At 68.8% G+C, this 26,365-nt stretch carries 20 protein-coding genes; 13 read left to right on the top strand and 7 right to left on the bottom strand.

Features of this window, described 5'->3' with window-relative positions:
• Window positions 1-4: 4 nt before the first annotated feature.
• Window positions 5-1,237 carry a Tet(A)/Tet(B)/Tet(C) family tetracycline efflux MFS transporter gene (gene tet, locus ACTG4X_RS02865; protein ID WP_097200584.1) on the bottom strand — a complete coding sequence of 411 codons (1,233 nt, stop codon included), beginning with the start codon at window positions 1,235-1,237 and terminating at the stop codon, window positions 5-7.
• Between the two features lie 68 nt (window positions 1,238-1,305).
• Here tet and tetR point away from each other — a divergent pair, with 68 nt between their 5' ends.
• The gene (gene tetR / locus ACTG4X_RS02860) at window positions 1,306-1,995 is read left to right on the top strand and encodes a tetracycline resistance transcriptional repressor TetR (protein ID WP_097200585.1); all 690 of its coding nucleotides are present in this window, start codon (window positions 1,306-1,308) and stop codon (window positions 1,993-1,995) included.
• On the opposite strand, the gene ACTG4X_RS02855 is transcribed toward tetR, so the two are convergent.
• The 3 genes from ACTG4X_RS02855 to ACTG4X_RS02845 form a co-directional block, all read right to left on the bottom strand.
• Complete coding sequence (locus tag ACTG4X_RS02855) at window positions 1,937-3,574, bottom strand: GMC family oxidoreductase (protein ID WP_440533181.1); 1,638 nt, start codon at window positions 3,572-3,574, stop codon at window positions 1,937-1,939. The genes tetR and ACTG4X_RS02855 overlap by 59 nt on opposite strands.
• Window positions 3,575-3,582: 8 nt before the next feature.
• On the bottom strand, window positions 3,583-9,285 hold the full coding sequence (locus ACTG4X_RS02850) for an MG2 domain-containing protein (RefSeq protein WP_440533180.1): 5,703 nt from the start codon (window positions 9,283-9,285) through the stop codon (window positions 3,583-3,585).
• Between the two features lie 144 nt (window positions 9,286-9,429).
• Window positions 9,430-10,938 carry a CoA-acylating methylmalonate-semialdehyde dehydrogenase gene (locus tag ACTG4X_RS02845; RefSeq protein WP_093053588.1) on the bottom strand — a complete coding sequence of 503 codons (1,509 nt, stop codon included), beginning with the start codon at window positions 10,936-10,938 and terminating at the stop codon, window positions 9,430-9,432.
• A 118-nt stretch (window positions 10,939-11,056) separates the two neighbouring features.
• Between ACTG4X_RS02845 and ACTG4X_RS02840 the strand changes: the two genes are divergently transcribed.
• From ACTG4X_RS02840 to ACTG4X_RS02815, 6 genes are all read left to right on the top strand, one after another.
• Window positions 11,057-11,986 carry a LysR family transcriptional regulator gene (locus ACTG4X_RS02840; protein ID WP_093053586.1) on the top strand — a complete coding sequence of 310 codons (930 nt, stop codon included), beginning with the start codon at window positions 11,057-11,059 and terminating at the stop codon, window positions 11,984-11,986.
• A gap of 144 nt (window positions 11,987-12,130) precedes the next feature.
• On the top strand, window positions 12,131-13,297 hold the full coding sequence (locus ACTG4X_RS02835; protein WP_093053583.1) for an MlaE family ABC transporter permease: 1,167 nt from the start codon (window positions 12,131-12,133) through the stop codon (window positions 13,295-13,297).
• Between the two features lie 4 nt (window positions 13,298-13,301).
• On the top strand, window positions 13,302-14,144 hold the full coding sequence (locus ACTG4X_RS02830) for an ABC transporter ATP-binding protein (RefSeq protein WP_093053581.1): 843 nt from the start codon (window positions 13,302-13,304) through the stop codon (window positions 14,142-14,144).
• Window positions 14,145-14,160: 16 nt separating this feature from the next.
• Window positions 14,161-15,120: an MlaD family protein gene (locus ACTG4X_RS02825; protein ID WP_097200589.1), complete on the top strand. Its 960-nt coding sequence runs from the start codon at window positions 14,161-14,163 to the stop codon at window positions 15,118-15,120.
• 26 nt (window positions 15,121-15,146) lie between these two features.
• Window positions 15,147-15,833, top strand: coding sequence for an ABC-type transport auxiliary lipoprotein family protein (locus ACTG4X_RS02820; protein WP_440533179.1), 687 nt, complete (start codon window positions 15,147-15,149; stop codon window positions 15,831-15,833).
• 30 nt (window positions 15,834-15,863) lie between these two features.
• Window positions 15,864-16,085 carry a hypothetical protein gene (locus tag ACTG4X_RS02815; protein WP_093053572.1) on the top strand — a complete coding sequence of 74 codons (222 nt, stop codon included), beginning with the start codon at window positions 15,864-15,866 and terminating at the stop codon, window positions 16,083-16,085.
• Window positions 16,086-16,091: 6 nt separating this feature from the next.
• On the opposite strand, the gene ACTG4X_RS02810 is transcribed toward ACTG4X_RS02815, so the two are convergent.
• Both ACTG4X_RS02810 and ACTG4X_RS02805 read right to left on the bottom strand, forming a co-directional pair.
• Window positions 16,092-16,850 carry an SIR2 family NAD-dependent protein deacylase gene (locus ACTG4X_RS02810; RefSeq protein WP_440533178.1) on the bottom strand — a complete coding sequence of 253 codons (759 nt, stop codon included), beginning with the start codon at window positions 16,848-16,850 and terminating at the stop codon, window positions 16,092-16,094.
• Window positions 16,847-17,710: an IclR family transcriptional regulator gene (locus ACTG4X_RS02805; RefSeq protein WP_097200592.1), complete on the bottom strand. Its 864-nt coding sequence runs from the start codon at window positions 17,708-17,710 to the stop codon at window positions 16,847-16,849. Before ACTG4X_RS02805 ends, ACTG4X_RS02810 begins: the two co-directional genes overlap by 4 nt.
• Window positions 17,711-17,865: 155 nt before the next feature.
• On the opposite strand from ACTG4X_RS02805, the gene ACTG4X_RS02800 reads away from it, so the two are divergent.
• The 6 genes from ACTG4X_RS02800 to fahA are packed head-to-tail and all read left to right on the top strand — an operon-like array spanning window position 17,866 to window position 24,333.
• Entirely contained in the window at window positions 17,866-18,825 is a 960-nt protein-coding gene (locus tag ACTG4X_RS02800) for an MBL fold metallo-hydrolase (RefSeq protein ID WP_097200593.1), read from the top strand.
• Window positions 18,826-18,862: 37 nt separating this feature from the next.
• Window positions 18,863-20,500, top strand: coding sequence for an FAD-dependent oxidoreductase (locus ACTG4X_RS02795; RefSeq protein ID WP_097200594.1), 1,638 nt, complete (start codon window positions 18,863-18,865; stop codon window positions 20,498-20,500).
• A gap of 5 nt (window positions 20,501-20,505) precedes the next feature.
• Entirely contained in the window at window positions 20,506-20,706 is a 201-nt protein-coding gene (locus ACTG4X_RS02790; protein ID WP_093054237.1) for a DUF2783 domain-containing protein, read from the top strand.
• 48 nt (window positions 20,707-20,754) lie between these two features.
• Window positions 20,755-22,065 (top strand): homogentisate 1,2-dioxygenase, encoded by a 1,311-nt coding sequence (hmgA, locus tag ACTG4X_RS02785; protein ID WP_440533177.1) that lies wholly within the window; start codon window positions 20,755-20,757, stop codon window positions 22,063-22,065.
• Window positions 22,062-23,045 carry a Bug family tripartite tricarboxylate transporter substrate binding protein gene (locus ACTG4X_RS02780; protein ID WP_097200596.1) on the top strand — a complete coding sequence of 328 codons (984 nt, stop codon included), beginning with the start codon at window positions 22,062-22,064 and terminating at the stop codon, window positions 23,043-23,045. Before hmgA ends, ACTG4X_RS02780 begins: the two co-directional genes overlap by 4 nt.
• A gap of 22 nt (window positions 23,046-23,067) precedes the next feature.
• On the top strand, window positions 23,068-24,333 hold the full coding sequence (gene fahA, locus ACTG4X_RS02775) for a fumarylacetoacetase (protein ID WP_440533176.1): 1,266 nt from the start codon (window positions 23,068-23,070) through the stop codon (window positions 24,331-24,333).
• Between the two features lie 7 nt (window positions 24,334-24,340).
• On the opposite strand, the gene mrdA is transcribed toward fahA, so the two are convergent.
• Window positions 24,341-26,311, bottom strand: coding sequence for a penicillin-binding protein 2 (gene mrdA, locus ACTG4X_RS02770; RefSeq protein WP_093053547.1), 1,971 nt, complete (start codon window positions 26,309-26,311; stop codon window positions 24,341-24,343).
• Window positions 26,312-26,365 lie beyond the last annotated feature (54 nt).

Genomic DNA, 26,365 nt, shown 5'->3' with positions numbered 1-26,365 from the left:
TTCGTCAGCCCTGCGCGGCGGCTTTCCCGGTCCTGCGCAGCAGCACCGGCAGGCACAGCAGGTAGAGCGACGCCCCCGCCAGCCACACGATGCCCGGAAAGCGCGTGCGGAACGCGAAGTAGAGCGGGCTGATGAACAGCGGGCCGAACACCGCGGCCAGGCTGGTGATGCTCGCGAGCACGCCCTGCAGCCGCCCCTGCTGCGCCTCGCCCACGCGCGCCGAGAGCGTCGCCTGCAGCGCGGGCGCGCAGACGCCGCCCGTGCACAGCAGCGGCAGCAGTGCGATCACCATCCAGCCCTGCGTGGCGAAGGCGATCAGCGCATAGCCCGTGCCGTCGGCGATGGTGCCGATGGCGATGGCTGTGCGTTCGCCCCAGCGCTCGACCAGCGGGCCCGCCACGAAGCCCTGCACCAGCGCATGGAGCAGGCCGAAGACCGCGAGCGAGAGGCCGACCATGGTGCCGTTCCAGGCATAGCGGTCCTGGCCGTAGAGCACCCAGGTCGTGCCGGCGACTTCGCCCACGAGCACGAGCAGCAGGAACACGCCGAGCAAGGGCAGCAGCGCGGGAAAGCTCGTGGCCCAACGCAGCGGCGCGAGCGGATGCAGCACGCCGCGGTCGAAGGGCCGCGACGCGAGTGCCGGCGGGCGCGACTCGCGCAACACCAGCAGACCCACGAGAAAGGTCACGCCATTGAGCAGTGCGGCCGCGATGAACGGCAGCCGCACGCCGTGGTCGCCGAGCACGCCGCCGATCGCCGGCCCGGCGATGAAGCCCAGGCCGAAGCAGGCGCCCATGCGGCCGAACCAGCGCGCGCGCTGGTGCTCGGGCGTGAGGTCGGCGATGGCGGCGGAGGCCACGGCGGTGCTCGCGCCCGTCATGCCCGCGATCGCGCGGCCCACGAACAGCATCCACAGCGAGGGCGCGAAGGCCATGAAGAGCGCGTCGACAGCCGCGCCCAGCACAGAAGCCAGCAGCACCGGCCGGCGGCCGAAGCGATCGCTCAGTGCGCCGAGCACGGGCGCGCAGAGGAACTGCATCAGCGCATAGAGCGAGAGAAAGGCGCCGAAGTGCCAGCCTAGGTTGCCGGTGTGGCCGACCTCGCGCAGCAGGCTCGGCACGATCGGCATGACCAGGCTGATGCCGATGGCGTCGAGCGTGACGATCGCGAGGATCACGAACTGCGCGTGGCGGCCGTTCGTCGCGAAAGAAGCTGAAGAACTGCTGGAATTTATCATCGATAAGGAATTATCAGCGATAAATTCCAGGCTGTGAAGTACCCGCACGAACTGGCATCGACATCGACATGAAACTGGACCGCGAAGTGATCCTCGAGGCAGCGCTCGCGCTGCTCGACGAGGTCGGCATGGACAAGCTCAGCACCCGGCTGCTGGCCGAGCGGCTCGGCGTGCAGCAGCCCGCGCTGTACTGGCATTTCAAGAACAAGCGGGCGCTGCTCGACGCGATGAACAGCGAGATCCTGCACCGCGCCCACGAGCGCAAGCTGCCGCTGCCTGGCGAGACCTGGGACGGGTTCCTGCGCGAGAACGCGCACAGCTTCCGCCGCGCGCTGCTGGCGCGGCGAGACGGCGCGCGGCTGCATGCCGGCTCCGAACCCGATCCGGGCGACCTCGACATGGTCGAGGCCCAGCTCGCGGCCGTGGTCAACCTGGGCGTGCCGGCGACGCAGGCGATGACGCTGCTGATCGCGCTGGGCCGCTACACCGTGGGCTGCGTGCTGGAGGAACAGGCGGCGCCGCCCGACGCGGAGATGCGCCAGCAGGCGCTCGACGCCGCCGCGGCCTCGCGTCCGCTGCTGGCCGAGGCGTTCGCCCACTACCGCCGGGCCGGGCCCGACGCGCTGTTCGAGAGCGGTGTCGACCTGATGCTCGAAGGCGCGAAGGCGCGCCTCGCGGGCAAGGGCCAGGCCGCCGAGGCTAGCCCCCGGCCCCGCCGAGAATCCAGCCGGCGGCCTTCTCCGCCATCATCAGCGTAGGGCTGTTGGTGTTGCCGCTGGTGATGGTCGGCATCGCGCCCGCATCCACCACGCGCAGGCCCTGAATCCCACGCACCCGCAGTTGCGAATCGAGCACGGCCATCGGGTCGCTCCCGGCACCCATCTTCGTGGTGCCCACCGGATGAAAGATGGTCGTGGCGATGTCGCCCGCCAGGCGCGCCAGGTCTTCGTCGGTCTGGTACTGCACGCCGGGCTTCCATTCCTGCGGCTTGTACTTGGCAAGCGCAGGCTGCTCGGCGATGCGGCGCGTGACGCGCAGCGAATCGGCCGCCACCTTGCGGTCTTCGTCGGTGCTCAGGTAGTTGGGCGCGATGGCCGGCGCGTCTTCGAAGCGCTTGCTCTTGATGCGCACCGAGCCCCGGCTCGTGGGGTTGAGGTTGCACACGCTCGCGGTGAAGGCCGGAAAGCTGTGCAGCGGATCGCCGAAGGCGTCGAGCGACAGCGGCTGCACGTGGTACTGCAGATTGGGCCATTCGCGATCGGGCGAGCTGCGCGTGAAGGCGCCGAGCTGCGACGGCGCCATGCTCATCGGGCCGCTGCGCTTGAGCAGATATTCGAGGCCGATCTTCGCCTTGCCGACCATCGACGAAGCCATCACGTTGAGCGTGGGCGCGCCCTCGATCTTGTAGACCGCGCGGATCTGCAGATGGTCTTGCAGGTTGGCGCCGACACCTGGCGCGTCGAGCACCACGTCGATGCCGTGCTGGCGCAGCAGATCGGCCGGGCCGATGCCCGAGAGCTGCAGGATCTGCGGCGAGCCGATGGCACCCGCGCTCAGGATCACTTCGCGCGTGGCGTGCGCAGTGGTCATCTCGCTGCCGTTCCACACCTCGGCGCCGGTGCAGCGGCGCGTGCCGTCGGGCAGCGTCTCGAACAGCAGGCGCGACACCTGCGCGCCGGTCCAGAGCTCGAAGTTGGGCCTGCCGTAGCAGGTCGGGCGCAGGAAGGCCTTGGCGGTGTTCCAGCGCCAGCCGTTCTTCTGGTTGATCTGGAAGTAGCCCACGCCTTCGTTGTTGCCGCGGTTGAAGTCGGCGGTGTGCGGCACGCCGGCCTGCGAAGCGGCTTCGGCAAAGGCGTCGAGGATGTCCCAGCGCAGGCGTTGTTTCTCGATGCGCCATTCGCCGCCGGCGCCATGCATTTCGTCGGCGCCCAGGTAGAAGTCCTCGTGCTTCTTGAAGGCTGGCAGCACGTTCTGCCAGCGCCAGTCGTCGTCGCCGGTGAGATCGGCCCAGTGCTCGTAGTCGCGCGACTGGCCGCGCATGTAGATCATGCCGTTGATGCTCGACGAGCCTCCGAGCGTCTTGCCGCGCGGGTAGCGCAGCACGCGGCCGTTGAGGCCGGCGTCGGGCTCGGTGCTGTAGAGCCAGTCGGTGCGCGGGTTGCCGATGCAGTACAGGTAGCCCACCGGAATGTGGATCCAGTGGTAGTCGTCCTTGCGGCCCGCTTCGATGAGCAGCACGCGCTTGCTCTTGTCGGCACTGAGCCGGTTCGCCATGAGCGAGCCGGCGGTGCCCGCGCCGATGATGATGTAGTCGAAGGTGTTGTCGTTGTCTCTCATCTTTTTTCTCAGGGTTTCACGGTCATGGTCTGGGCGGTGCCCTCGCCGAAAACTTCGGGTGCGTACATGGCCTCCACGCGCACCGGCGGCAGCTTGAAGTCGCCCGCGTTGTTCAGCCGCACGGTGTATTCCACGCGCCAGTTGCCGCGCGGCACGTAGCGAAAGTACGCACGGTAACTGTCGGTGGCGCGTTCGATGTAGCTGGGCCAGGCCCAGCCCTCGCTGGTCTCGCCGCGCTGCGCGAGATTGCTCTCGCGGCCCAGGCCGCGGCCGAGCTGGCTCGCGCCCGAGGGCACGGCGTCGCGCACCACCACCCAGGTCTGCTCGGCGGTCGATTCGAGGTCCAGCCGCACGCGGTAGACGTCGCCCACCGACCACTGGCCTTTGCGCTTCTGCTCGACCGGCGTGACGCTGCGGCGTACCACGAGACCGTTGGCGACGGGCTGCGTGTTGCGCACTGCTGCCAGCGTGCTGATGGTGGCCCAGGGCTTGCCGCTGCCTTCGTGGCGCAGCTGCAGCGTGCCTTGCGCGCCTTGGGCTGGCCAGGGCAGCAGCACACTCGGAGCCTTGGCATCGGTCCACGCCGCATCGCGCGTGGCGCGGCCCAGCGTGGCACGCGTCGTGCCATCGACCGGGCCGGCTTCGAACTGCTGCTGGAAGCGGCGCAGCGCGACCGTGCTCCAGGCATTGCCGGTGGTGGTGCTCCAGCGGCCGGCGCTCTGGCGGCCGACCAGCCCTTGCGTGATGAGCGGCGCATCGGCCTTCCAGCTTGCGTCGGTCTCGGCCCATTGCTGCGCGAGCAGGGCCATGCGCGCGGCGGTGCTGTCGCCGCTCCACATGAACCACCACCAGTGCAGCGACGATTCATCGCGCCAGCGCAGGCGCGTGCCCTGCACGTCGAAGCGGCTGCGCAGTTGCGCGCCGGCTTCCTTCAGCGCAGCATCGCGCTCGGCATCGGCGGGCATCGCCATGAGCGCGCGCGACCAGTCGACCAGCGACTGGGCCGAGAGCGCATCGAGCGCCTTGGGCTTGACCACGATCTTCGCGCGGCCATGCTCCACCAGCGTGGCCTGCGCGGCGAGCTGCTGCGGCTCCAGGTAATTGCGCGGCGCCCAGTCTTGCGCGGCCAGGCGGCCTTGAAGCAGGGCATCGAGCGCATCGAGCATCTGGCGGCGCGGGGCTTCGGGCACAGGCCAGCTCTTGGCGTGGGCGAGGTCGAGCAGCTGCACGGTGAGCATCTCGCTGCCGGACAGCGAGGACTCGGGGAAGTAGCGCGCCAGGCCCTTGCCGTCGATGTACTTGGGCAGCTGGGCCATCAGCCGGTCCCAACTCGCGCGATCGTCGAGCGACACGTAGCGCGAGCTCTGCTGCTCGAGGCAGCTGTACGGGTACTGCGCCATCCAGCGCGTGGATTCGGCCAGCGCTGCATCCACGAGGCTGGACTGCAGCGCCACGCGCACGCCGCCTGTGAGCGGCACGGCATCGCGCGGTTGCACGACGGGCACCGCGCCCGCGTCGGCCACCGACAGCAGCGTCGACTGGCGCACCGTGGCGGTCAGTGCTGGCACCACGCGCTGCGTGATCTCCAGCGCGTCGCGTTCTTCACCGCCCTGCGCGCTGATGCGCCAGCGCAGCGCACTGGCACCACCGGGCACGGCCACAGGCCACAGCACTTCCTGCGTCTGGCCGGCCGCAAGCTGCACACGGCGCTCGATCTTCAGGCCGCGCGCGGCCAATGCATCGGCGGGCACCACATCGCGTGCGCCAGACCATTCGCCATTGGGCTCGACGACGGCCTCGGCCTTGAGCACCACGGCAAGCGGCGACGCGCCGGTGTTGCGCAGGCTGAGCTTCTGCACGATGGCATCGTCCGCGCGCAGCAGCTCGGGCAGGCCGCTGAAGATCTGCAGCGGCTGCGTGCTGGTGATGGTGGTTTCGCCCTGGCCGAACTGCGCCTCGCCCGCACTGGCGATGGCGACGATGCGGAACTGGGTGAGTGCGTCGTTGAGCGGGACGGTGGCGCGGGCGATGCCTTGGGCGTCGGTGCGCAGGTCGGTGCGCCAGAGGATGAGCGAGGAGAGGTCAGTGCGCGGGGGCGGCTCGTCCGGCGCGTCCGGCTTCGAGGCGCGCATCGCGGCGGCCGCGACCGGGGCCGGAGCGCCCGGTACGGCGCCGAACAAGCCGCGCGCGGCCTCGTCGTCCGGCCGGTGCTGCGGCTGCAGACCGAGCTCGACCCGGCGCAACAGGCGGGCATCGAGCGCCGTGCTGGTGACCGAGTTGCCGCGCGCTGCGAGCATCGCCCGGGCCAGCGCCCAGGTGCCATTGGGCTTGAGCGCCAGCAGGGCCTGGTCCACCGCGACCAGTGTGACGCGCGCGCCCCCCACGGGCTGGCCGGCGACATCGCGCACCGCCACCTCCATCGACAGCTGCGTACGCGGCCGCGCCGTTGCAGCCTCGGGACGCAAACCGACGGAAAGCGTCCACGCGTCGGGACGCACCGGCACCTCCGCGCGCTGCACGCTCGCCAGCGGTGCGTCCTTGCCTGCGTCCTGCAGCGGATACACATAGCGCGCCGCCAGATGCACGTTGGGCGCATGTTGCGCAGCCAGCGGCAGTTCGATGCGCTGCGCCATCGCGGTGATCGCATGCACGCTGGCTGCCATCACACCTTCGCGTTCCACGGTGAGCAGCAGGTTCGCCGGCAGACGCTCGGGACGCGCGATCACGATGGCGGTCTCGCCAGGGCCGAAGGCCGGTCCGTTCTCCAGCTGCAGCGCTGAACGGGCCAGCGCCTCCTGCCAGCCCAGTGTCCAGCGGTACTGCAGCATGTCGGTGCGCACGACGGCGCGGCTGTGCTTCAGGCTGCTGGCGCTCGCGCTGAACAGCCATTGCTCGGGCACCTGCTGGCCCGACACCGCGGCGGGTAACTGCCACTCGCAGGCCCACCGCCCTTGCGCGTCGGTGCGGGTGCTGCACACATCCACCTCGGGGCCGAGGTCGGTGATTCGCGTCTGTCCGTTGTTCCAGTTCCGCTGCACCGGCTTGACACGCACGCTCACGGGTTCGTCGGCCACCGGCCGGTTCTGGTCGTCGAGTGCAATGCCTTCGATGGCCTGCGGCCGATCCCGGTCTTTCGCCCGCACGCGCAGGCCGAGCTTCATGCGGTCGGGCCACAGCATGGTGCTGGCGCCGACGGTCTGGGTTTCGCCGTTGGGGTCCTGGAACTTCAGCTCGGTCTGCAGCAGCATCGGCCGTTCCAGCGATGGCGCCTTGAGCCGCAGTTGCGTCCTGCCGGCGGCATCGAGCTTCGTGGCCTGCGGTGCAATGGACGGCGGCATGGCAGGCACGGCATCGAGCGTTTCGTCGTAGAACGCGTAGCCGGGCTGCGGACCTTGCACCTGGCGCGCCCAGCCCTGCTGCACGGTCACCGGCAGCCCGGCCGCGGCGCCGCCGGCGAAGTAGCTCAGCCGCGCATCGACCACCGCGAGTTGAGCGTCGCGCTCCCACAGCGCCTTGGTACGCAGTTCGCTGTCGAACACCGGCGTGCGGAACTCCTCGACCTGGAACTGCGCACTGGCCAGCTGCCGGCCGCCCTGCAACACCAACACGGTGTAGTTGCCGAGCTTGGCGTCGAACGGGATCGTCCATTGGCTGGTGGCGCTCCCGTCGGGGCCGAGCGGCACACTGGACGTGCTCACCTTGTCGCTCCAGCTGTAGCGGATCTCGACATCGAGCGTGCCTGCCGGCGGCAGCGCGAAGCCGCGGCTTTCAAGCAGCCGCACGACGTGCTGCATGCTGACGGTCTCGCCTGCCTTGAACAGCGTGCGGTCGAGCACGGTGTGGGCGCGGAAGTTCTGCGCATCGCGGCCTACGGGAAAGCCGTTCCACCCTGCGAAGACCTGCATCAGCGCCATGTCGTCGCCGGCGCGCACCACCACCCAAGGGCTGTTGTTGCCGCCGCCACCGTAGCGTGGCGTCACGGCGCGGGTGTTGTTGCTGCACGCCAGCTTGCCACGCAAGGTCTCGTCCGGCCGGGCCAGGCCCTGCGCGTCGGTCTTGCCGCGCCAGAGCAGTTCGCGGTTGCACGAGTACACGGCCACGTCGGCGCCCGCCACCGGCTTGGCGCTGTCGAACGCGGTGACCCAGATCACCGAAGCACCTGCATTGCCGAAGCTCGCGCCGGGGTTGAGGTTGGTGGCCTGCACCACCGCATAGCGCTGGCGTGGCGAGGCATCCCGGGTTTCGTTCGGACCAAGCGGGCGGGCGTCGATGTATTGCGTGAAGGCGGCGCTGTCGGCGCGCACCACGTGCAAGCCGGGCGCGGCGAGCGGCACGCCGACGAATTCCATTGCATCGCCCTGCGTGGCCAGCGTCGATGTACGCGGTGCCCCTGCCTTGGCGTTCAGCTCTTCGGTGGGCCACTGGCCGGCCTGCTGGTTCTGCAGCAGTGCGATGGCGTAGGCCTCGATGCCCACGCCCATCTCGCCGCCGAGCCGCCATTGCCGCAGCGGCACCGACTTCTCGACGCGGCGCACGGCAAAGGCCGCCACTGCGTCGGACTTGCCGGCTTGCCACGGCATGACGGCGAGAGAGTTGGCCACGCCCAGATATGGCGGCAGGCGAGCGAATTCGACTGTCTTGGGAAACTCCGACGCGTTGACCAGCGGCCGGCCGAGCACGTCGCGGAAGTCTTCGGGCAGGCGCACAGTGAAGCGGGTTCCCTCGCCGAAGCTGCCCTTGGGCGGCATCACGCGCAACTGCCGAACCTCGTCACGACGCCATGTGTCGACGGCATCGAAAGACAGGTCGGCGCCCGACGCGTCGGTCAGGCGGATGCCGCCGGACCTCATGAGGCCGATGCCGGCGGAGAAAGTCAGTTCGACCGGCCGTCGCGGGTCGCAGGCCTTCTGTCCCTGGGGGTAGTCGAGCACCGTGCACTCGACACGCGCGGTGAAGCGCGGGCGGGTGGTGTAGTTGAAGAGCTTCGGCTCGGCACCGCCCACGGGCGCCTGGCGCAGGCGCAATTGCACGCCTTCGGGCAGCGGCTGCGCGCAGCGCAGTGCCAGGGCATAGCTACCCGACTGGGCTGCGCGCAGCGCCGAGGCCAGGGCGGCCCCGGTGACCAGCTCTGCCGGCTGACTCTGCACCTTGTCGCCGTCGCGCAGCTCGCAGGTGAAGCCGGTCGCCAGCGTCTGCGGATCACCCACGGGCTGGGGGTCGTAATGGCGCAGCAGGAAGACCTGATCGGGCGCGACCTGCGAGCCCTCGGCCGGAAAGGAAGTAGAAAAACCATGGGGGCCGGCCACAAAGCTCGCAGCCGGCGGCGTGGTCACCGCCTCGCCCGCCAGCGTCTTCAGCCCAGCCTTGAACACGACATTGCATCGCGTCCCGCCACGCACATCCTTCTCGAACTCGAAGGCCCAGGCGCGCGGACCGATCCAGCGCGCGCGCCCTGCCGGCGTCTGCGGCGAGCACTGCACGCTCGCGGGCTCGGCGCCTTCGCTCTGGCCCAGCGGCACCATGTCGGCGTCGAAGCGGATCGACACCTGCCGCACGTCGCGCGCTTCGCCTTGCGGGCTCACGCTGAGCACGCCGGCCGCGTGCAGCGTCGGCGCCGCGACGAGCGCCACGGCCAGGGCCAGCAGCCGCCAGAGCGCGCCGCCGGCCAAAGCCGGGTTTCGGAAAGTCCTCGTGTTGTTGTTCGCAGCCATGTCTCCTCGGTCCTCTCTGGTCTTCTGATGCTGGACGCGGGATGCGTCCGGGTTTCTAGGCGGTCATGGCGAACTCTACGGAAGAAACGTTTCAGAACCCGAAGGATCGGAGAGACCCCGGCGACGGTGGCCGGGGGCCTGCTTTTACTTGGCAGTCGGCATCACGAACTCGGCGCCCTTGCCGATGCTCTCGGGCCAGCGCTGCATCACCGACTTCTGCTTGGTATAGAAGCGCACGCCCTCTTCGCCGTAGGCATGCATGTCGCCGAACAGCGAGCGCTTCCAGCCGCCGAAGCCGTGCCAGGCCATGGGCACCGGGATCGGCACGTTGATGCCGACCATGCCGACCTGGATGCGGCGGCTGAATTCGCGCGCCACGTTGCCGTCGCGGGTGAAGCAGCTCACGCCGTTGCCGAACTCGTGCGCGTTGACGAGGTCGACTGCGTCCTTGAAGTTGGCCACGCGCACGCAGCTGAGCACCGGACCGAAGATTTCTTCCTTGTAGATGCGCATCTCGGGCGTGACGTTGTCGAACAGCGTGCCGCCCATCCAGAAACCGTCGCCGCAGCCTTCGCCAGCGGTGCTTCCATTGAAGTTGCGGCCGTCGACCAGCAGCTTCGCGCCTTCCTTCTCGCCCAGGTCGATGTAGCCGGTGATGCGCTCGTGCGCGGCGCGCGTGACGATCGGGCCCATCTCGGCGGCGAGGTTGGTGCCGTTGAGCACCTTCAGTGTCTTCGTGCGTTCGATGAGCTTGGGAATGATCTTGTCGGCCACGTCGCCGACCAGCACCGCCACGCTGATGGCCATGCAACGTTCGCCGGCCGAGCCGTAGCCCGCGCCGATCAGCGCGTCGACCGTCTGGTCGATGTCGGCGTCGGGCAGCACCACCATGTGGTTCTTCGCGCCGCCCAGGGCCTGCACGCGCTTGCCGTGACGGGCGCCGGTTTCGTAGATGTAGTTGGCGATGGGCGTGGAGCCGACGAAGCTGATGGCCTTGACGTCCGGATGTTCGAGCAGCGCGTCGACGGCGGCCTTGTCGCCCTGCACGACGTTGAACACGCCGTCGGGCAGGCCGGCTTCCGTCAGCAGCTCGGCCATGCGCAGCGAGGCGCTCGGGTCGGTCGGGCTGGGCTTGAGCACGAAGGTGTTGCCCGCGGCAATGGCCACCGGGAACATCCACATCGGCACCATCACCGGGAAGTTGAAGGGCGTGATGCCGGCGACCACGCCGAGCGGCTGGCGCAGCGTCCAGTTGTCGATGCCGGTGCTCACCTGGTCGGTGAAGTCGCCCTTGAGCAGTTGCGGAATGCCGCAGGCGAATTCGACGATGTCGATGCCGCGGCTGACTTCGCCCTGCGCGTCGGTGAAGACCTTGCCGTGCTCGGCGGTGATGAGGTGGGCCAGTTCGTCCTTGTGCTCGTTGAGCAGCTGCAGGAACTTGAACATGACGCGCGCGCGGCGGATGGGTGGGGTGTCGGCCCAGGCCGGGAAGGCGGCCTGCGCGGCGGCGACGGCTGCGGAGACCTGCGCGGTGTCGGCCAGGCCGACCTTGCCGGTGACGGCGCCGGTGGCGGGGTTGGTCACGTCCTGCGTGCGGCCGGAGGTGTTGGCGGCAGGCTTGCCTGCGATGAAGTGGTCGATGGAGGTGGGCATGGGGAGGGCTTTGAGAAGGCTTTACTGGCGGAGGAGTGCAATCAGTTTAGGCAGCACCTTATTCCGCGCCTAGTCACGAAGACTGAACTTATTGTTCATAATAGCGAACAATAGAACCATGAAACCCCAAAATATCGAGTCGCTCTGGACGCACCTTCACTGGCTCACGGTGCTGGCGCAACAGGGCAGCTTCACGGCGGCGGCGCTGCGCCTGGGCGTGAGCAAGGCAGCCATGAGCCAGCGCATCGCCGAGCTGGAGCGCGCGGCCGGCGCGCCATTGGTGCAGCGCACCACGCGCAGCGTGCGGCTCACCGAGGCCGGCCAGCGGCTGGTGGAAGACATGCGCGGCCCCTTCGAGCAGATTGCCCACAGCTTCGCGGGCGTGCGCGATCTCGCGGGGGTGCCGCGCGGGTTGGTGCGGGTAACGGCGCCGGTGGCCTTCGCGCGCCAGCAGCTGGTGCCGCGGCTGGCCGACTTCCTGCGCGTGCAGCCGGAGGTGCGCCTCGAGCTCGATCTGTCGGACCGGCTCAGCTCGCTGGCGATGGAGGGCTTCGACCTGGCCATCCGCCACACGGCCGCGCCGCCCGACACGCACGTGGCCTGGACGCTGTGCGAAACCCGCTCGGTGCTGGTGGCCAGCCGTGCCTACCTGCGCCGCCGCGGCACGCCGCGCGAGCCGCAGGCGCTGGCGGAGCACGACTGCCTGCACTACCCGCGCGCGCAGGAAACGCCGACCTGGCACTTCGAGGCAAAGGCCTCGGCACCGCGCATCACGGTGCCTGTCTCGGGGCCGCTGGTCGCGAACAACAGCGAGGCGCTGCGCGACGCGGCCCTGAGCGGGCTGGGCATTGCGCTTGTGCCCGATTTCAGCGCGCAGGCGGCGCTGCAGTCGGGCAAGCTGCAACAGGTGCTGCCGCAGTGGCGCTCGGTGGGTGCTTTCGGCGAGCGGCTGTATGCAATACGGCCCTACGCCACGCATGTGCCGCAGGCTGTGACGGCCTTTGTGGGGTGGTTGCGTGAAGCCCTGTCCGAGGGCTTTTCAGCGTGATCGCACCTGCCCTGAAGAAAACCCGAAGAAACGGCGTTGTGCCCTACGCAAACGAGGGGTCTGGAGCACCTTCACACAGGATGCACCCGGTTACGATGCGCGCTTCCACCCCCGCCTTTGTTAACTTTCCCGCTCACCCGCCCTATGTCCCCTGCCACATCGACTGCCGACGCCTCCGCCGCCGACAGCGCGTGGCCTCGCGTCGAGCAGCGGGAACAGGAAGGCCGCCAGTGGACGGTGGCCAGCGGCTGCTGGACCACGCTGGCTATGTCGTCCAAGCCGGCATGGCAGGCGCTGGCCAAAAGCCTGGAAACCGCCCCGCCCGCCGACGACCGCGCGTGGGACCTGCGCCCCATCGGGCAACTCGACCACATCGGCGCGCAGTTGCTGTGGGAACACTGGCGCCACCAGTGGCCGGCCACGCTCGAAATGTTGCCGCAGCACAAGGCCGTGCTCGACCAGGTGGCGCAGTACACCGTCGCCACGCCGGACGAGCCCCCGCCCTCGCTGAGCGACCGCATCCGCGCGTTCTCGCACAACGGGCCGCGCGCGATGTACGTGGTGCGCGACTTCACAAGCCTGATCGGCCAGCTGGCGCTCGACGTGGGCCGGTTGATCCGCGCGCCGCACCGCGGGCCGTGGCGCGATTTCTCGGGGCACCTGTATCAGTTCGGCGCCACGGCGCTGCACATCACGGCGCTGGTCGGGCTGCTGATCGGCGTGGTGCTGGCCTACCTGATCTCGCAGCAATTGCGGCAGTACGGCGCCGAGACCTTCGTGGTGAACATCCTCGGGCTCTCGCTGATCCGCGAACTGGGGCCGGTGCTGGCAGCCGTGCTGATCGCCGGGCGATCGGGCTCGGCCATCACTGCGCAGATCGGCGTGATGCGGGTAACGGAAGAACTCGACGCAATGCGCGTGATGGGCATCCCGCACGGCTTTCGCCTCGTGATGCCGCGCGTGCTGGCGCTGGCCATTGCAATGCCGCTGATCAGCCTCTGGACTTCGATGGCGGCGCTCGCGGGCGGCATGCTGGCGGCCGATGCGGCGCTCAATATTTCACCCGCCTACTTTCTTTCGGCGCTGCCGCGCGCGGTGCCGATTTCAAACCTCTGGCTGGCGCTGGCCAAGTCGGCGGTGTTCGGCATTCTGATTGCGCTGATCGGCTGCTACTTCGGCATGAAGGTCAAGCCCAACACCGAGAGCCTCGGGCGCGGCACCACGCAGTCGGTCGTCACGTCGATCACCGCGGTGATCCTCGTAGACGCGCTCTTCGCCGTGCTCTTCAAGGGCATCGGATTCAGGGCCTGACACCATGAGCATGCCCGTACGCTCCGACACCTACACCACCGTGGTGGACATCCGCGGCCTGTGGACGGTGTTCCAGAGTCCCGACGGCGAGCAGGTGGTGCACCGCGACCTGCAGCTGCACATCGATCGTGGCGAGGTGCTGTCGCTGGTCGGCGGCTCGGGCACCGGCAAGACGGTGCTGTTGCGCCAGATCCTCGGGCTCGAGAAACCCACGCGCGGCCACGTCGAGGTGCTGGGCCAGGAGCCCGGCGAGCTCAGCGCATCGGGCGCGGCCAACGTGGGCATGCTGTTCCAGCACGGCGCGTTGTTCTCGGCCTTCAGCGTGCTGGAGAACATCGCCTTTCCGCTGCGCGAGCTGAAGCTGCTGCCCGACGAGCTGATCCGCCACGCGGCGCTGGTGAAGCTGCAGATGGTGGGCCTGGGCCCGCAGCATGCGAACAAGAGTCCATCAGACCTCTCGGGCGGCATGATCAAGCGCGTGGCGCTGGCGCGCGCGCTCATCATGGACCCGCCGCTGCTGCTGCTCGACGAGCCCACGGCCGGCCTCGACCCCGAGGCATCCGACAGTTTCTGCGACCTGCTGCGCGGCCTGCACCGCGAGCTGGGCCTCACGGTGGTGATGGTCACGCACGACCTGGACACGCTGTTCGACCTGAGCACCCGCATCGCGGTGCTGGCCGACCAGAAGGTGATCGTCACCGGCGCGGCACGCGAAGTCATCGCGTACCCGCATCCCTTCATCCACGAATACTTTCTCGGCGGGCGCGGCCAGCGCGCCCTGGAGGCTCTGCACGACAAGCCCGCCGAACAATCTCCGTCGCAGCCCGCCGCCGAGGCGGGCCGCTGAAAGGTAGGTAGCCACCATGGAAAACAAGGCTCACGCCCTCGCCGCCGGCGCCTTCGTGCTCGGCCTGATCGCCGCGCTCGTCGGGCTGGTGATCTGGTTCACGCGCGACAACACCGTGCGCAACATCTACGAGCTGTCCACGCGCGACGCCGTCAGCGGCCTGCAGCCGCAGGCCATGGTGCGCTACCGCGGCATCGCGGTGGGCAAGGTGGCGTCGATCGACTTCGACCCAAAGGTGAAAGGCAATGTGCGCGTGCGCATCACGGTCGACGAGCGCGTGCCGCTCACCACTTCCAGCTTTGCCACGCTGAGCTACCAGGGCGTGACCGGCCTGGCCTTCATCGCGCTGGACGACAAGGGCGAGTCGACGGTGTCGCTGAAGCCGGACGACGACAACCCGCCGCGCATTCCGCTCAAGCCCTCGATGCTGGCGCAGCTGCAGGACCGCGGCGAGGCCATCATCAACCAGGTCGAGGAAGTGACGAAGCGCGCCAACCAGCTGCTGAGCGACCCCAACCAGAAGCGCGCGGCCGAAGCGCTGGAGAACATCGCGGCCGCATCGGCCAGCGCCAACACGCTGCTCAAGACGCTCGACAACACGGTGAAGACCGGACTGAACCCCGCACTGACGAAGCTGCCCGACACGCTGGCCTCGGTGAAGAAGGCGGCCGGCGACGTCTCGCGCGTGGCCACCAACTTCAACACCACCGTGGGCCGGCTGAACGCGCCCGACGGCCCGGTCGAGCGGCTGAGCGACGGCACCAAGGCGCTGGCGCAGGCGGTCGATTCGTTCAACGCGGCGACGCTGCCGCGCGTGAATCGCGTGGCCGACGACACCTCGCACGCCGTGCGCCGGCTGGGCCGCGCGGCGGACAACATCAACGACAACCCGCAATCGCTGCTGTTCGGCAACGGCGGCGCAGTCGCGGGCCCGGGCGAGCCGGGGTTCAGCGCGCCCGCTGCGACGCGGCCCTGAGCAGCATCCAGGGAGGACCATCCACCATGAAGAACGCCATTCGCTCCTTGATGAACCCGGCCGGCATCGCGCTCGGCGCCGCGCTGCTGGTCGCAGGCTGCGGTGCGCTGCCGGACAAGCCCGCACGCACCACGCTGTACGACTTCGGCCCCGGCCTGACGGCGCCTGCTGCTGCCGCTGCGCCTGCCGCGGCCACCCTTCCCACGCTGGCGCTCGCCGAGTTCGACAGCAACTCCCGCCTGGACGGCACGCAGATCCTCTACCGGCTGGGGTACGCCGACGCCAACGAGCTGCGCCCCTACGGCCAGTCGCGCTGGAGCCTGCCGCCCGCGCAGCTGCTGCGCCAACGGCTGCGCGACACGCTGTCGGAGCGCCGCACCGTGCTCGGCCCCGAAGAAAGCGCCACCATCTCGCGCAGCCGGGGCGAGACGCCCGACACGCTGCGCATCTCGCTCGACGAGTTCAGCCACTACTTCGATTCGGCCAGCGCCAGCGTGGGGCTGGTGCGCCTGCGCGCCACGCTGGTCCGCAGCGCGCCCGCCGGCGACCGCGTGCTCGGCCAGCGCACTTTCACCGCGCGCCGCCCTGCTTCCAGCGCCGACGCACCCGGCGGCGTGAAGGCGCTGATCTCGGCCAGCGATGCCGCGATGGCCGAGGTGGTGCAATGGGTGGACCAGCTGCAGCAGCAAACGCCGCAGCAGCCCCGGCAATAGCAGCCATTCAACGGACGGAGGATCGACCCCATGAACGCAACACGCATCGTCGGCATCCTGCTGATCGTGGCCGGCATCGCCGCCCTGGGCCTCGGCAGCTTCAGCTTCACCAAGGAAACCCACGAGGCCAAGCTCGGCCCGCTGGAGTTCTCGATGAAGGAGAAGCAGACGGTCAACTTCCCCACCTGGGCCAGCGTGGCCGTGATCGTGGTGGGCGGAGCGCTGGTGCTGCTGGGCGGCAAGAAGGGCTGATCGCCCTCAGCCCCTGAGGCCTGGCAAGGCTGCCAGCAGCTGTGGCAGCAGGTCTTCCGAGGCGCCGCGCAGCACCACGGTCGCGGCCTCGTCCAGGTGCGGCAGCGGCTCCAGGTTGAGCGCGATGAGCCGCGCGCCATGCGCCAGCGCGGTCTGCGGCAGCTCGGCCGCCGGGTAGACGATGGTCGTGCTGCCGACCACCATGAACAGATCGCACTCCTGCGCGGCCACCTGCGCATCGAGCAGCACGCCCTCATTCAGCATCTCACCAAACATCACCACGTCGGGCCGCGCGTGCGAGCCGCAGCGCAGGCAGCGGTGAAAAGGCCATGGGCCGCTGCGGTTGCCACAGCGGTCGCAGCGCCAGCGGCGCAATGAGCCGTGGAGTTCGAGCACGTCTAGCCCGCCTGCCTGGGTCAGCAAGCCGTCGACGTTCTGCGTGACCAGCCGGGTGGCGGGACGCAGCCTTTGCAGCAGCGCCAGCGCAGTGTGGCCCGGGTTGGGCTGCGCCGACTCGATCAGCGACAGGCGCTGCGCCCAGAATTTCGTGAAGCCCGACGGGTCGCGCTGAAGGTCTTCGGCATGCGAGAACTGCAACGCGTTCTGGTTCTTCCACAGGCCGTCGGCGTCGCGGTAGGTCGGGATGCCCGAGGCGCGCGACAGGCCGGCGCCGGAGAAGACGACGATGCGCCGGGCGTTGCGCAGCAGCTCGATGGCCGCGTGGAGAGGAGAAGAAGAAGAGATATCTGATGTGACTGGCGTCATCGCTCTGGTCTGGGGAGATTCGCGGCAGGCGGGTTGGCGGTAGCGCCCAGGCGTTGCGACACGGTGTCCGCGCAGGCCTTGAGCGCGCGGGAAATCTCGCCGTCCCACGCGGTATTGAAGATGCCGGCCGGGCCGATGGCGGTCACGGCCAGCACGATGGCGCCAGTGTGGTCGAAGACGGGCGCCGCCATGGCGCTCACGCCTTCGATGACCTCGCCGTCGGAGCGGCTGATGCCGTGCGTGCGCACTTCCTGCAGTTGGCGCTCGAAGTCGCTCCACGAGGGCAGCGGCTGCACCGGCGGCATGCCGGCGGCCGGAACGGGCTCGGAGCCCCTGCGCTGCTTCTGGCGCTGGCGCTCGTCCTCGAGCAGTTGGCGCACCGCGTCGGCATCGAGGAAGGCTGCGAACACACGGCCCGAGGCCGTGTTGGTCAGCGAGAACACCGTGCCGTGCCGCATGTTCACGTGCACCGGCGAGGGCGATTCGGCCGTGCGCACGATGGTCGCGCCGCGCGCGCCCCACACGGCCAGCGCCACGGTGTGGCCGGTCTGCTGGGCCAGTTGGGCGATCAGCGGGGTGGCAATGTGCACCGGGTCGGCCTGCTGCAGGCTGATGAGCCCCAGTTGCAAGGCGAGCGGGCCGAGCAGATAGTGGCCGCTGGCGCGGTCCTGCTCGATCAGGCCCAGGCGCCCGAAGCTGACCATGTACGGGTGCGCCTTGGCGGCCGTCATGTCGGCTTCCCGCGCCAGGTCTTTCAGCGCCATGGGCCGGCCGTGGTGCACCAGCGCGCGCAGCAGCTGGCCGCCGACTTCGATGCTCTGGATGCCGCGCTGGGCGCGGTCGGTGTCACTGGCTGCCATGGCCGGCCTCGCCTTCTGGTCGTTCGTTCATGAAGAAGGGATTAGACATTAACTGATCAGCGGCTTACACTGCGGAAATTCGTTCACCGCGAATTCGTTCAGATTAGACGAATCGCAAAACCAACCTCACCCCACCCTACCAACGGAGACAACCGATGAGCCAAGCCAAGAAATTCGCCAGCCAGGCCGACATGGAAGAAAAGAAGATCACCTTCAGCCAGATCTCCGAACATGCCTGGGCCTACACCGCCGAGGGCGACCCCAACACCGGCATCGTGATCGGCGACGACTGCGTGCTGGTGGCCGACACCCAGGCCACCCCCGCCATGGCGGCCGACGTGGTGCGCCGCATCCGCGAAGTGACCGACAAGCCCATCAGGTACGTGGTGCTCACGCACTACCACGCGGTGCGCGTGCTGGGCGCGGCGGGCTACGGTGCCGAACACATCCTGGCCAGCCAGGACACGCGCGACCTGATCGTCGAGCGCGGCGAACAAGACAAGGCCAGCGAAATCGGCCGCTTCCCCCGCCTGTTCCAGAACGTCGAGACCGTGCCCCCGGGCCTGACCTGGCCCACCATGACCTTCACCGGCAAGATGACGCTGTGGCTCGGCAAGCTGGAAGTGCAGCTGATCCAGCTCGGCCGCGGCCACACCAAGGGCGACACCGTCGTCTGGCTGCCGGGCGAGAAGACGCTGCTGTCGGGCGACCTGGTCGAGTTCGGTGCCACGCCGTATGCGGGCGACGCCTACTTCAAGGACTGGCCGCAGACGCTGGACAACATCGCCGCGCTCAAGCCCGCCGCGCTGGTGCCGGGCCGCGGCGCCGCGCTGACCACGCCGGCCGAAGTGGCCGAGGGCCTGACTGGCACGCGCAACTTCATCTCCGACGTGTACGCCAGCGTGCAGGAAGGCGTGAAGGCCGGGCGCGACCTGAACGCGGTCTACAAGGACACCTACGAGAAGCTCAAGCCCAAGTACAGCCAGTGGGTGATCTTCGACCACTGCATGCCCTTCGACGTGAGCCGCGCCTACGACGAGGCCTCGGGCCATGCCGACCCGCGCGTGTGGACGGCCGAGCGCGACATCGAGATGTGGAAGGCACTGGAAGGCTGATTGCGCGAGACGACAGAAGAAGACACGGAGACAACACGTGATCGACTATCAGAGCCTGCGCTTCGACTATCGCCGCCACGCTGACCAGGACTCGGCCACGCCCGCCCGCCACCCGGTGGTGATCGTCGGCGCCGGCCCGGTCGGCCTCGCGCTGGCCATCGACCTTGCGCTGCGGCAGGTGCCCGTGGTGCTGCTCGACAACGACAACACCCTCTCAAGCGGTTCGCGCGCGATCTGCTTCGCCAAGCGCACGCTGGAGATCTTCGATCGCCTCGGCTGCGGCGACCGCATGGTCGACAAGGGCGTGTCGTGGAACGTCGGCAAGGTGTTCTTCCACGACGAGCAGGTCTACCGCTTCGACCTGCTGCCCGAGCCTGGCCACGAGCGCCCGGCCTTCATCAACCTGCAGCAGTACTACGTCGAGGGCTACCTCGTCGAGCGCGCGGCCACGCTGCCGCTGATCGACCTGCGCTGGAACAGCAAGGTCACGGGCATCGAGCAACGCGACGACGGCGCGGTGCTGACCGTGGAGACGCCCGAGGGCGACTATCGGTTGCACGCGGACTACGTTGCCGCCTGCGACGGCTCGCGCTCCAACCTGCGCCAGCTGCTGGGCCAGGAAGCAAAAGGCCGCGTGTTCCGCGACCGCTTCCTGATCGCCGACATCACGATGGACGCACACCTGCCCACCGAGCGGCGCTTCTGGTTCGACCCTTCGTTCCACCCCGGCCAGAGCGTGCTGCTGCACAAGCAGGCCGACGGCATGTGGCGCGTGGACTTCCAACTCGGCTGGGACGCCGACCCGGTGGAAGAACGCAAGCCCGAGAACATCACGCCGCGCGTGCGTGCGCTGCTCGACAGCATCGGCTTCGAAGGCGTGCAGTTCCAGATCGGCTGGGCCAGCGTCTACACCTTCGCCTGCCAGCGCATGGAGCACTTCCGCCACGGCCGCGTGCTGTTCGCGGGCGACTCCGCGCACGGCGTGTCGCCCTTCGGCGCGCGCGGCGCCAACTCGGGTGTGCAGGACGCGGACAACCTCGCGTGGAAGCTCGCGGCGGTGGTGCGGGGCGACGCGCCCGATGCGCTGCTCGACAGCTACGCCAGCGAGCGCGAGTTCGCGGCCGACGAGAACATCCGCAATTCCACACGCGCCACCGACTTCATCACGCCCAAGAGCGAGGTGAGCCGCCTCTTCCGCGACGCGGTGCTGGAGCTGACCAAGCGCCACGCCTTTGCGCGCACGCTGGTCAACAGCGGGCGGCTGTCGGTGGCCACGGTGCTGCGCGATTCGCCGCTCAACACGGCCGATGCCGAAGCCTTCGCCGGTGTGATGGTGCCGGGCGCCGCGGCGGCCGATGCGCCTGTCGTGCGCGCCGATGGCAGCACCGGCTGGCTGCTGCGCGAGTGCCATGTCTCGCAGTTCACCGCACTCGTGTTCGGCCAGGGTGAGACGGCCGAGCGGAGCCTGCAGGCGCTGAAGGCGAGCGACTTTCCGCTGCACGTGGTGCACGTGGAAGGCGGCGGCGCCGACGTCGCACTCGCCACCCAGCGCTACGACGCGCAGCCCGGCACCGTCTACCTGCTGCGGCCCGACCAGCACGTTTGCGCGCGCTGGAGACGACCCACGGCGGCAAACATCCGCGCAGCCGTCGGCCGCGCACTGGCAAAGGCGTGAACACCATGCAGCAGCAACAGCACCTGACCACCGCACCGAACCTCGAAGCGCCCGACGACTTCTACGAAGCGCTCATCGAGGCGCATCAAGGGCTTTCCACCGAAGAAAGCCATGCCTTCAATGCGCGCCTCGTGCTCGTGCTGGCTAACCACGTCGGCTCGCTCGCCGTGCTGCGCGAAGCCTTCGAGGCGGCGCGTGCCGGCTAGGCTGCACGCATTCCGATCTCCTCATTGCGACTTTCGAAAGAGAAGCCCATGACCCCAGCAACCGCAGCCTCCGAACGGCGCTACCAGAGCGGCTTCGGCAACGAACACGCCTCCGAGGCGGTGCCCGGCGCCCTGCCCCAGGGCCGCAACAACCCGCAGCGCGGGCCCTTCGACCTGTACACCGAGCTGATCTCCGGCACCGCCTTCACCGCGCCGCGCCACGAGAACCGCCGCACCTGGCTGTACCGTCGCCAGCCCTCGGTGGTCTCGGGCCGCTACCAGCCCTACGCGCAGGCGCACTGGACCACCGGCGCCGACCGCGAGATCTCCCTGCCGCCCGAGCCCCTGCGCTGGCATCCGCAGCCGCTGGACGGCGCGGCCGACATCGACTTCGTCGACGGCATGCGCACCATCGCGGCCAACGGCGATGCCGAGTCGCAGGTCGGCATCGGCTCGCTGATGTATTTGGCCGGCCGCTCGATGGAGCGCCGCGCCTTCGTCAACGCCGACGGCGAGATGCTGGTAGTGCCGCAGCAGGGCCGCCTCGTCATCACCACCGAACTGGGCGTGCTCGACGTGAAGCCCGGCGAAATCGCGGTGTTGCCGCGCGGCATGGCCTTCAAGGTGGCTTTGCCCGACGGGCTCTCGCGCGGCTACGTGTGCGAGAACTACGGCGCGCACTTCCGCCTGCCCGAGCTCGGCCCCATCGGCTCGAACGGCCTGGCCAACGCGCGTGACTTCCAGGCGCCCGTGGCGGCTTTCGAATCGGAAGAAGGCGCCTACGAAATCGTCAAGAAATTCGGCGGCCGCTTCTGGCAGGCGCCGATGAAGCAGTCGCCTTTCAACGTGGTCGCCTGGCACGGCAACCTCGCGCCGGTGAAGTACGACACGGCGCATTTCATGGTGATCGGCTCGATCAGCTTCGACCATCCCGATCCGTCGATCTTCACCGTGCTGACCTCGCCCAGCGACACGCCCGGCACTGCCAACTGCGACTTCGTGATCTTCCCGCCGCGCTGGATGGTGATGGAAAACACATTCCGCCCGCCATGGTTCCACCGCAACCTGATGAGCGAGTTCATGGGCCTGGTGCTGGGCGAATACGACGCCAAGCCGGGCGGCTTCAAGCCCGGCGGCGCGAGCCTGCACAACTGCATGGTGCCGCACGGCCCCGACGAGGAAGCCTTCGACAAGGCCACGCACGCCGACCTGAAGCCGCACAAGCTGGACAACACGCTGGCCTTCATGTTCGAGAGCCGCTACCGCTTCATTCCGACGAACTTCGCGCTGAAGAGCCCTGCGCTGGACACCGACTACGCGGACTGCTGGGCGGGACTGAAGGACCAGTTCAAGGCATGAAGAACGCATTCACCCTCACCCGCCGGGCGGCGGCCGTGGCGCTGCTGGCGGCGCCCTTCCTCGTGCACATCGCACAGGCCGCCGACTTTCCGACGAAGCCCATCCGCTTCATCGTTCCCTACACGCCCGGCGGCACCACCGACCTGGTGGCGCGCACCGTAGGCCAGAAGGTGTCGGAGAAGCTGGGCCAGCCGGTGCTGATCGACAACCGCGGCGGCGCGGGCGGCAACATCGGCATGGACGCCGTGGCCAAGGCCTCGCCCGACGGCTACACCATCGGCTTCGGCGCCATCTCGACCAACGCGCTGAACCCGCACATCTACAAATCGATGGCCTTCGATCCGCGTAAGGATTTCACGGCCATCAGCCTGCTGGGCACCTCGACCATCGTGCTCGAAGTGCCGGCCGCCTCGGCCATCAGGACCGTGCCCGACCTCGTTGCCGCCGCGAAGAAGAACCCCGGCCTGCCCTACGCCACCGCGGGCGCCGGCACCTCGATGAACCTGGCCGGCGTGATGTTCGCGCAGATGACCGGCACCGAGCTCGTGCACGTCGCCTACAAGGGCAGCGGCCCGGCCATCACCGACATGCTGGGCAACAACATCGGCGTGATGTTCGACAACCTGCCGGCCTCGCTGCCGCACATACAGGCGGGCAAGCTGCGCGCGCTGGCAGTGGCGGGCCCCACGCGCTCGCCTTCGCTGCCCGACGTGCCGACGATGGCCGAAGCCGGGCTCAAGGGCTACGCGCTGGAGCCATGGTTCGGCGTGTACGGCCCGGCGAAGCTGCCGGCGCCGATCGTCAAGGCGCTGAACGAGGCCTTCGTCGAAGCGCTTGCCATGCCTGACGTGAAGGCCAAGCTGGCGCAGGCCGGCTTCTCGCCGCGCGGCTCGACCCCGCAGGAGCTGACCACGCTGACCGAAACCGAATACAAGCGCCTGGGCGATGTGGCCCAAAAGGCCGGCATGACCGCAGACTGAACCGATTCACAGAAAGACATCCATGACCGCACTGAACGCCACCCATGACCCGAAGCTGCGCAGTTGGGTCGCCTCGGCCAATGAAGCCGGCACCGACTTCCCGATCCAGAACCTGCCCCTCGGCCGCTTCCGCATGGCCGGCAGCAGCGAGGCTTTCCGCATCGGCGTCGCCATCGGCGACCAGGTGCTGGACCTGCGCGCAGCGGGCCTCGTCGACACCGACGACATGAACGTGCTGATGAACGCCGGCATCAAGGACCGCCAGGCCCTGCGCGCCGCGATCTCCGCTGGCCTCGCCGAAGGCAGCGACAAGCAGGCCGCGTGGTCGAAGGCGCTGCTGGCGCAGGCCAAGGCCGAGATGACGGTGCCCTGCCGCATCGGCGACTACACCGACTTCTACACGGGCATCCATCACGCGACCACCGTCGGCAAGCTGTTCCGCCCCGACCAGCCGCTGCTGCCCAACTACAAGTGGGTGCCCATCGGGTATCACGGCCGCGCCTCGTCCATCGTCGTGAGCGGCCAGAGCTTCAAGCGCCCGCAGGGCCAGACCAAGGCGCCCGACGCCGCATCGCCGAGCTTCGGCCCCTCGAAGCGGCTCGACTACGAGCTGGAGCTGGGCTTCCTGGTAGGCCGCGGCAACGCGCAGGGCGAACCCATTGCCATCGGCGAAGCCGAAGACCACCTGTTCGGCGTGACGCTGCTCAACGACTGGTCGGCGCGCGACGTGCAAGCCTGGGAGTACCAGCCGCTCGGCCCCTTCCTCTCGAAGAATTTCGCGAGCTCGCTGTCGCCGTGGATCGTGACGATGGAGGCGCTGGCGCCGTTCCGTGCGAAGTTCGAGCGGCCCGCGGAAGACCCGCAGCCGCTGCCGTATCTCGACTCGGCATCGAACCGCGAGAGCGGCGCGCTCGACATCACGCTCGAAGTGCTGCTGCAGACCGCGAAGATGCGCGCCGAAGGCGTTGCACCGGCGCTGCTCACGCGCGGCAACACCACCGAGGCCGCCTACTGGACGGCCGCGCAGCTCATCGCTCATCACACGGTGAACGGCTGCAACCTGCAGCCGGGCGACCTGCTGGGCTCGGGCACGCTGTCGGGCCCGAAGCCCGACGAGGCCGGCTCGATGATGGAACTGACGCTGGGCGGCAAGCAGCCGATCACGCTGCCGAATGGCGAGAAGCGCACGTTCCTGGAAGACGGGGACACGCTGATCATTCGCGGTTACTGCGAGCGCGCGGGCGCCGTGCGCATCGGCCTCGGCGAAGTCAGCGGAACGGTGGTCTGAAGGGGTATCAGGGCGCGGTGGCGGGCGTCGCCACGGGCGCCGGCCACGCCACTTCACTTGCCACGCGCGGCTTGCCAATCGGCGCGGTCGCCTTGCCGGTCTTGATGGCCGCCAGGTCGGCCTCGCTCGGGTACTGGTTCGCAAGCCAGTAGTCGAACACCCGGCGCGCGATGGGGGCCGCGGCGCCCGCGCCCCAGCCGGCGTTTTCCACGATCACGGCCACGGCGATCTTCGGGTCGTTCACGGGCGCGAAGGCCATGAAAAGGGCGTGGTCGCGCTGGTGTTCTTCGAGGGCGCGCGCGTTGTACTTGGTGTTCTGCGCCTGCGTTACCGCCTGCGCCGTGCCCGTCTTGCCGGCTGCCTGGTAGGCTGCGCCCGCAAACACGCCACGCGCCGTGCCGGCAGTGACCACGCTGGTCAGGCCGTCGCGGACCACCGCGACGTTGGCGGCCGAGAAGCCGAGGTTTTCCGCCGGCGGCTGTGGCAGCGGCACCACCTGCCCGCTCACGGTGTTGCGCGTGGCCAGCACGAGGTGCGGCTTGTGCTTGAGGCCACCGTCGGCCACGATGGCCGTGGCCTGTGCCAGCTGCAGCATCGTGAAGGCGTTGTAGCCCTGTCCGATGCCCAGCGAGATGGTCTCGCCCGCGTACCACTTCTTTTGCTCGGGACGCTTGTAGGTGTTGCGCTTCCACTCGGTGCTGGGCAGCACGCCGCGCACCTCGCCACCCAGGTCGATGCCGGTGATCTGGCCGAAACCCAATGGCTTCATGAAGTCGTGGATCAGGTCCACGCCCATCTCGTTGGCCAGCGAGTAGTAGTAGATGTTGCTCGACAGCTGGATCGAGCGGCGCATGTCAACGCCGCCCAGGTTGCCTTCGGGGCTGCCGAAGCGGTGGCCGCCGAAGTTGAAGTAGCCGGGGTCGTTCACCACCACGTTGGGTCCGCGCTTGCCGGTTTGCAAGGCCGCCATTGCCATGAAGGGCTTGTAGGTGGAGCCGGGCGGGTAGGTGCCGCGCAGGGCGCGGTTCAGGAGCGGCTTGTCGAGGGACTCGGTCAGCGCCGCCCAGCTCTCGTTGTCGATGCCTTCGACGAACAGGTTGGGGTCGAAGGTGGGCTTGCTCACGAAGGCCAGCACCTCGCCGGTCTTCGGGTCGATGGCCACCAGCGCGCCGCGCCGGTCGCCGTACATGTCTTCCACCAGCTTCTGCAGCTTGATGTCGAGCGACAGCATCACGGTGTTGCCGGGCGTGGCCGGGTGGCTGGCCAGGCGACGCACGGCGCGGCCGCCCGCGGAGGTTTCCATCTGCTCGACGCCGGTCTGGCCGTGCAGCGTCTTCTCGTAGCTCTGCTCGATGCCGAGCTTGCCGATGTAGTCGGTGCCCTTGTAGTTGGCCTGGTCTTCTTCGTCCCAGTCTTCCATCGCGGTCTTCTCGCGCTGGTTGATGCGGCCGATGTAGCCGAGCACGTGCGAGGCCAGCTCGCCCTGCGGGTAGTTGCGGAACAGGCGCGCCTTGATTTCCACGCCCGGGAAGCGGTAGCGCTGGGCCGCGAAGCGCGCCACCTCTTCGTCGCTCAGGCGGGTGCGGATCGGAATGGAGTCGAAGCTGCGCGAGTCTTCGCGCAGGCGCTTGAAGCGGCGGCGGTCGCGCGGCGAGACTTCGAGCACCTGGGTCAGGCTGTCGATGGTTTCCTCGACGTCGTTCACCTTCGAGGGCGTGATCTCCAGCGTGTAGGCCGAATAGTTCGAGGCCAGCACGATGCCGTTGCGGTCGAGGATCAGGCCCCGGTTGGGCACCACCGGCACCACGGCCGTGCGATTGCTCTCGGCCTGCTCGGCCAGGTCTTCGTGGCGCGTGACCTGCAGGTACACCAGCCGCGCGCACAGCAGGCTGAACGCGAAGAGCACCGCCAGGCCAATGACGATCACGCGGCGCTTGAAGCGCGCGAGGTCGGCGGCGACGTTGCGGATTTCGGTCATGGCGGTGGGAGCTTAGGCGCGTGCAGTTGCTTTTGGCAAATGCGGCAGGCAGGG

The organism is Variovorax sp. YR566, from assembly GCF_051992195.1.
Taxonomy (GTDB): domain Bacteria; phylum Pseudomonadota; class Gammaproteobacteria; order Burkholderiales; family Burkholderiaceae_C; genus Variovorax.
This window is presented reverse-complemented; position numbering and strand designations above follow the sequence as displayed.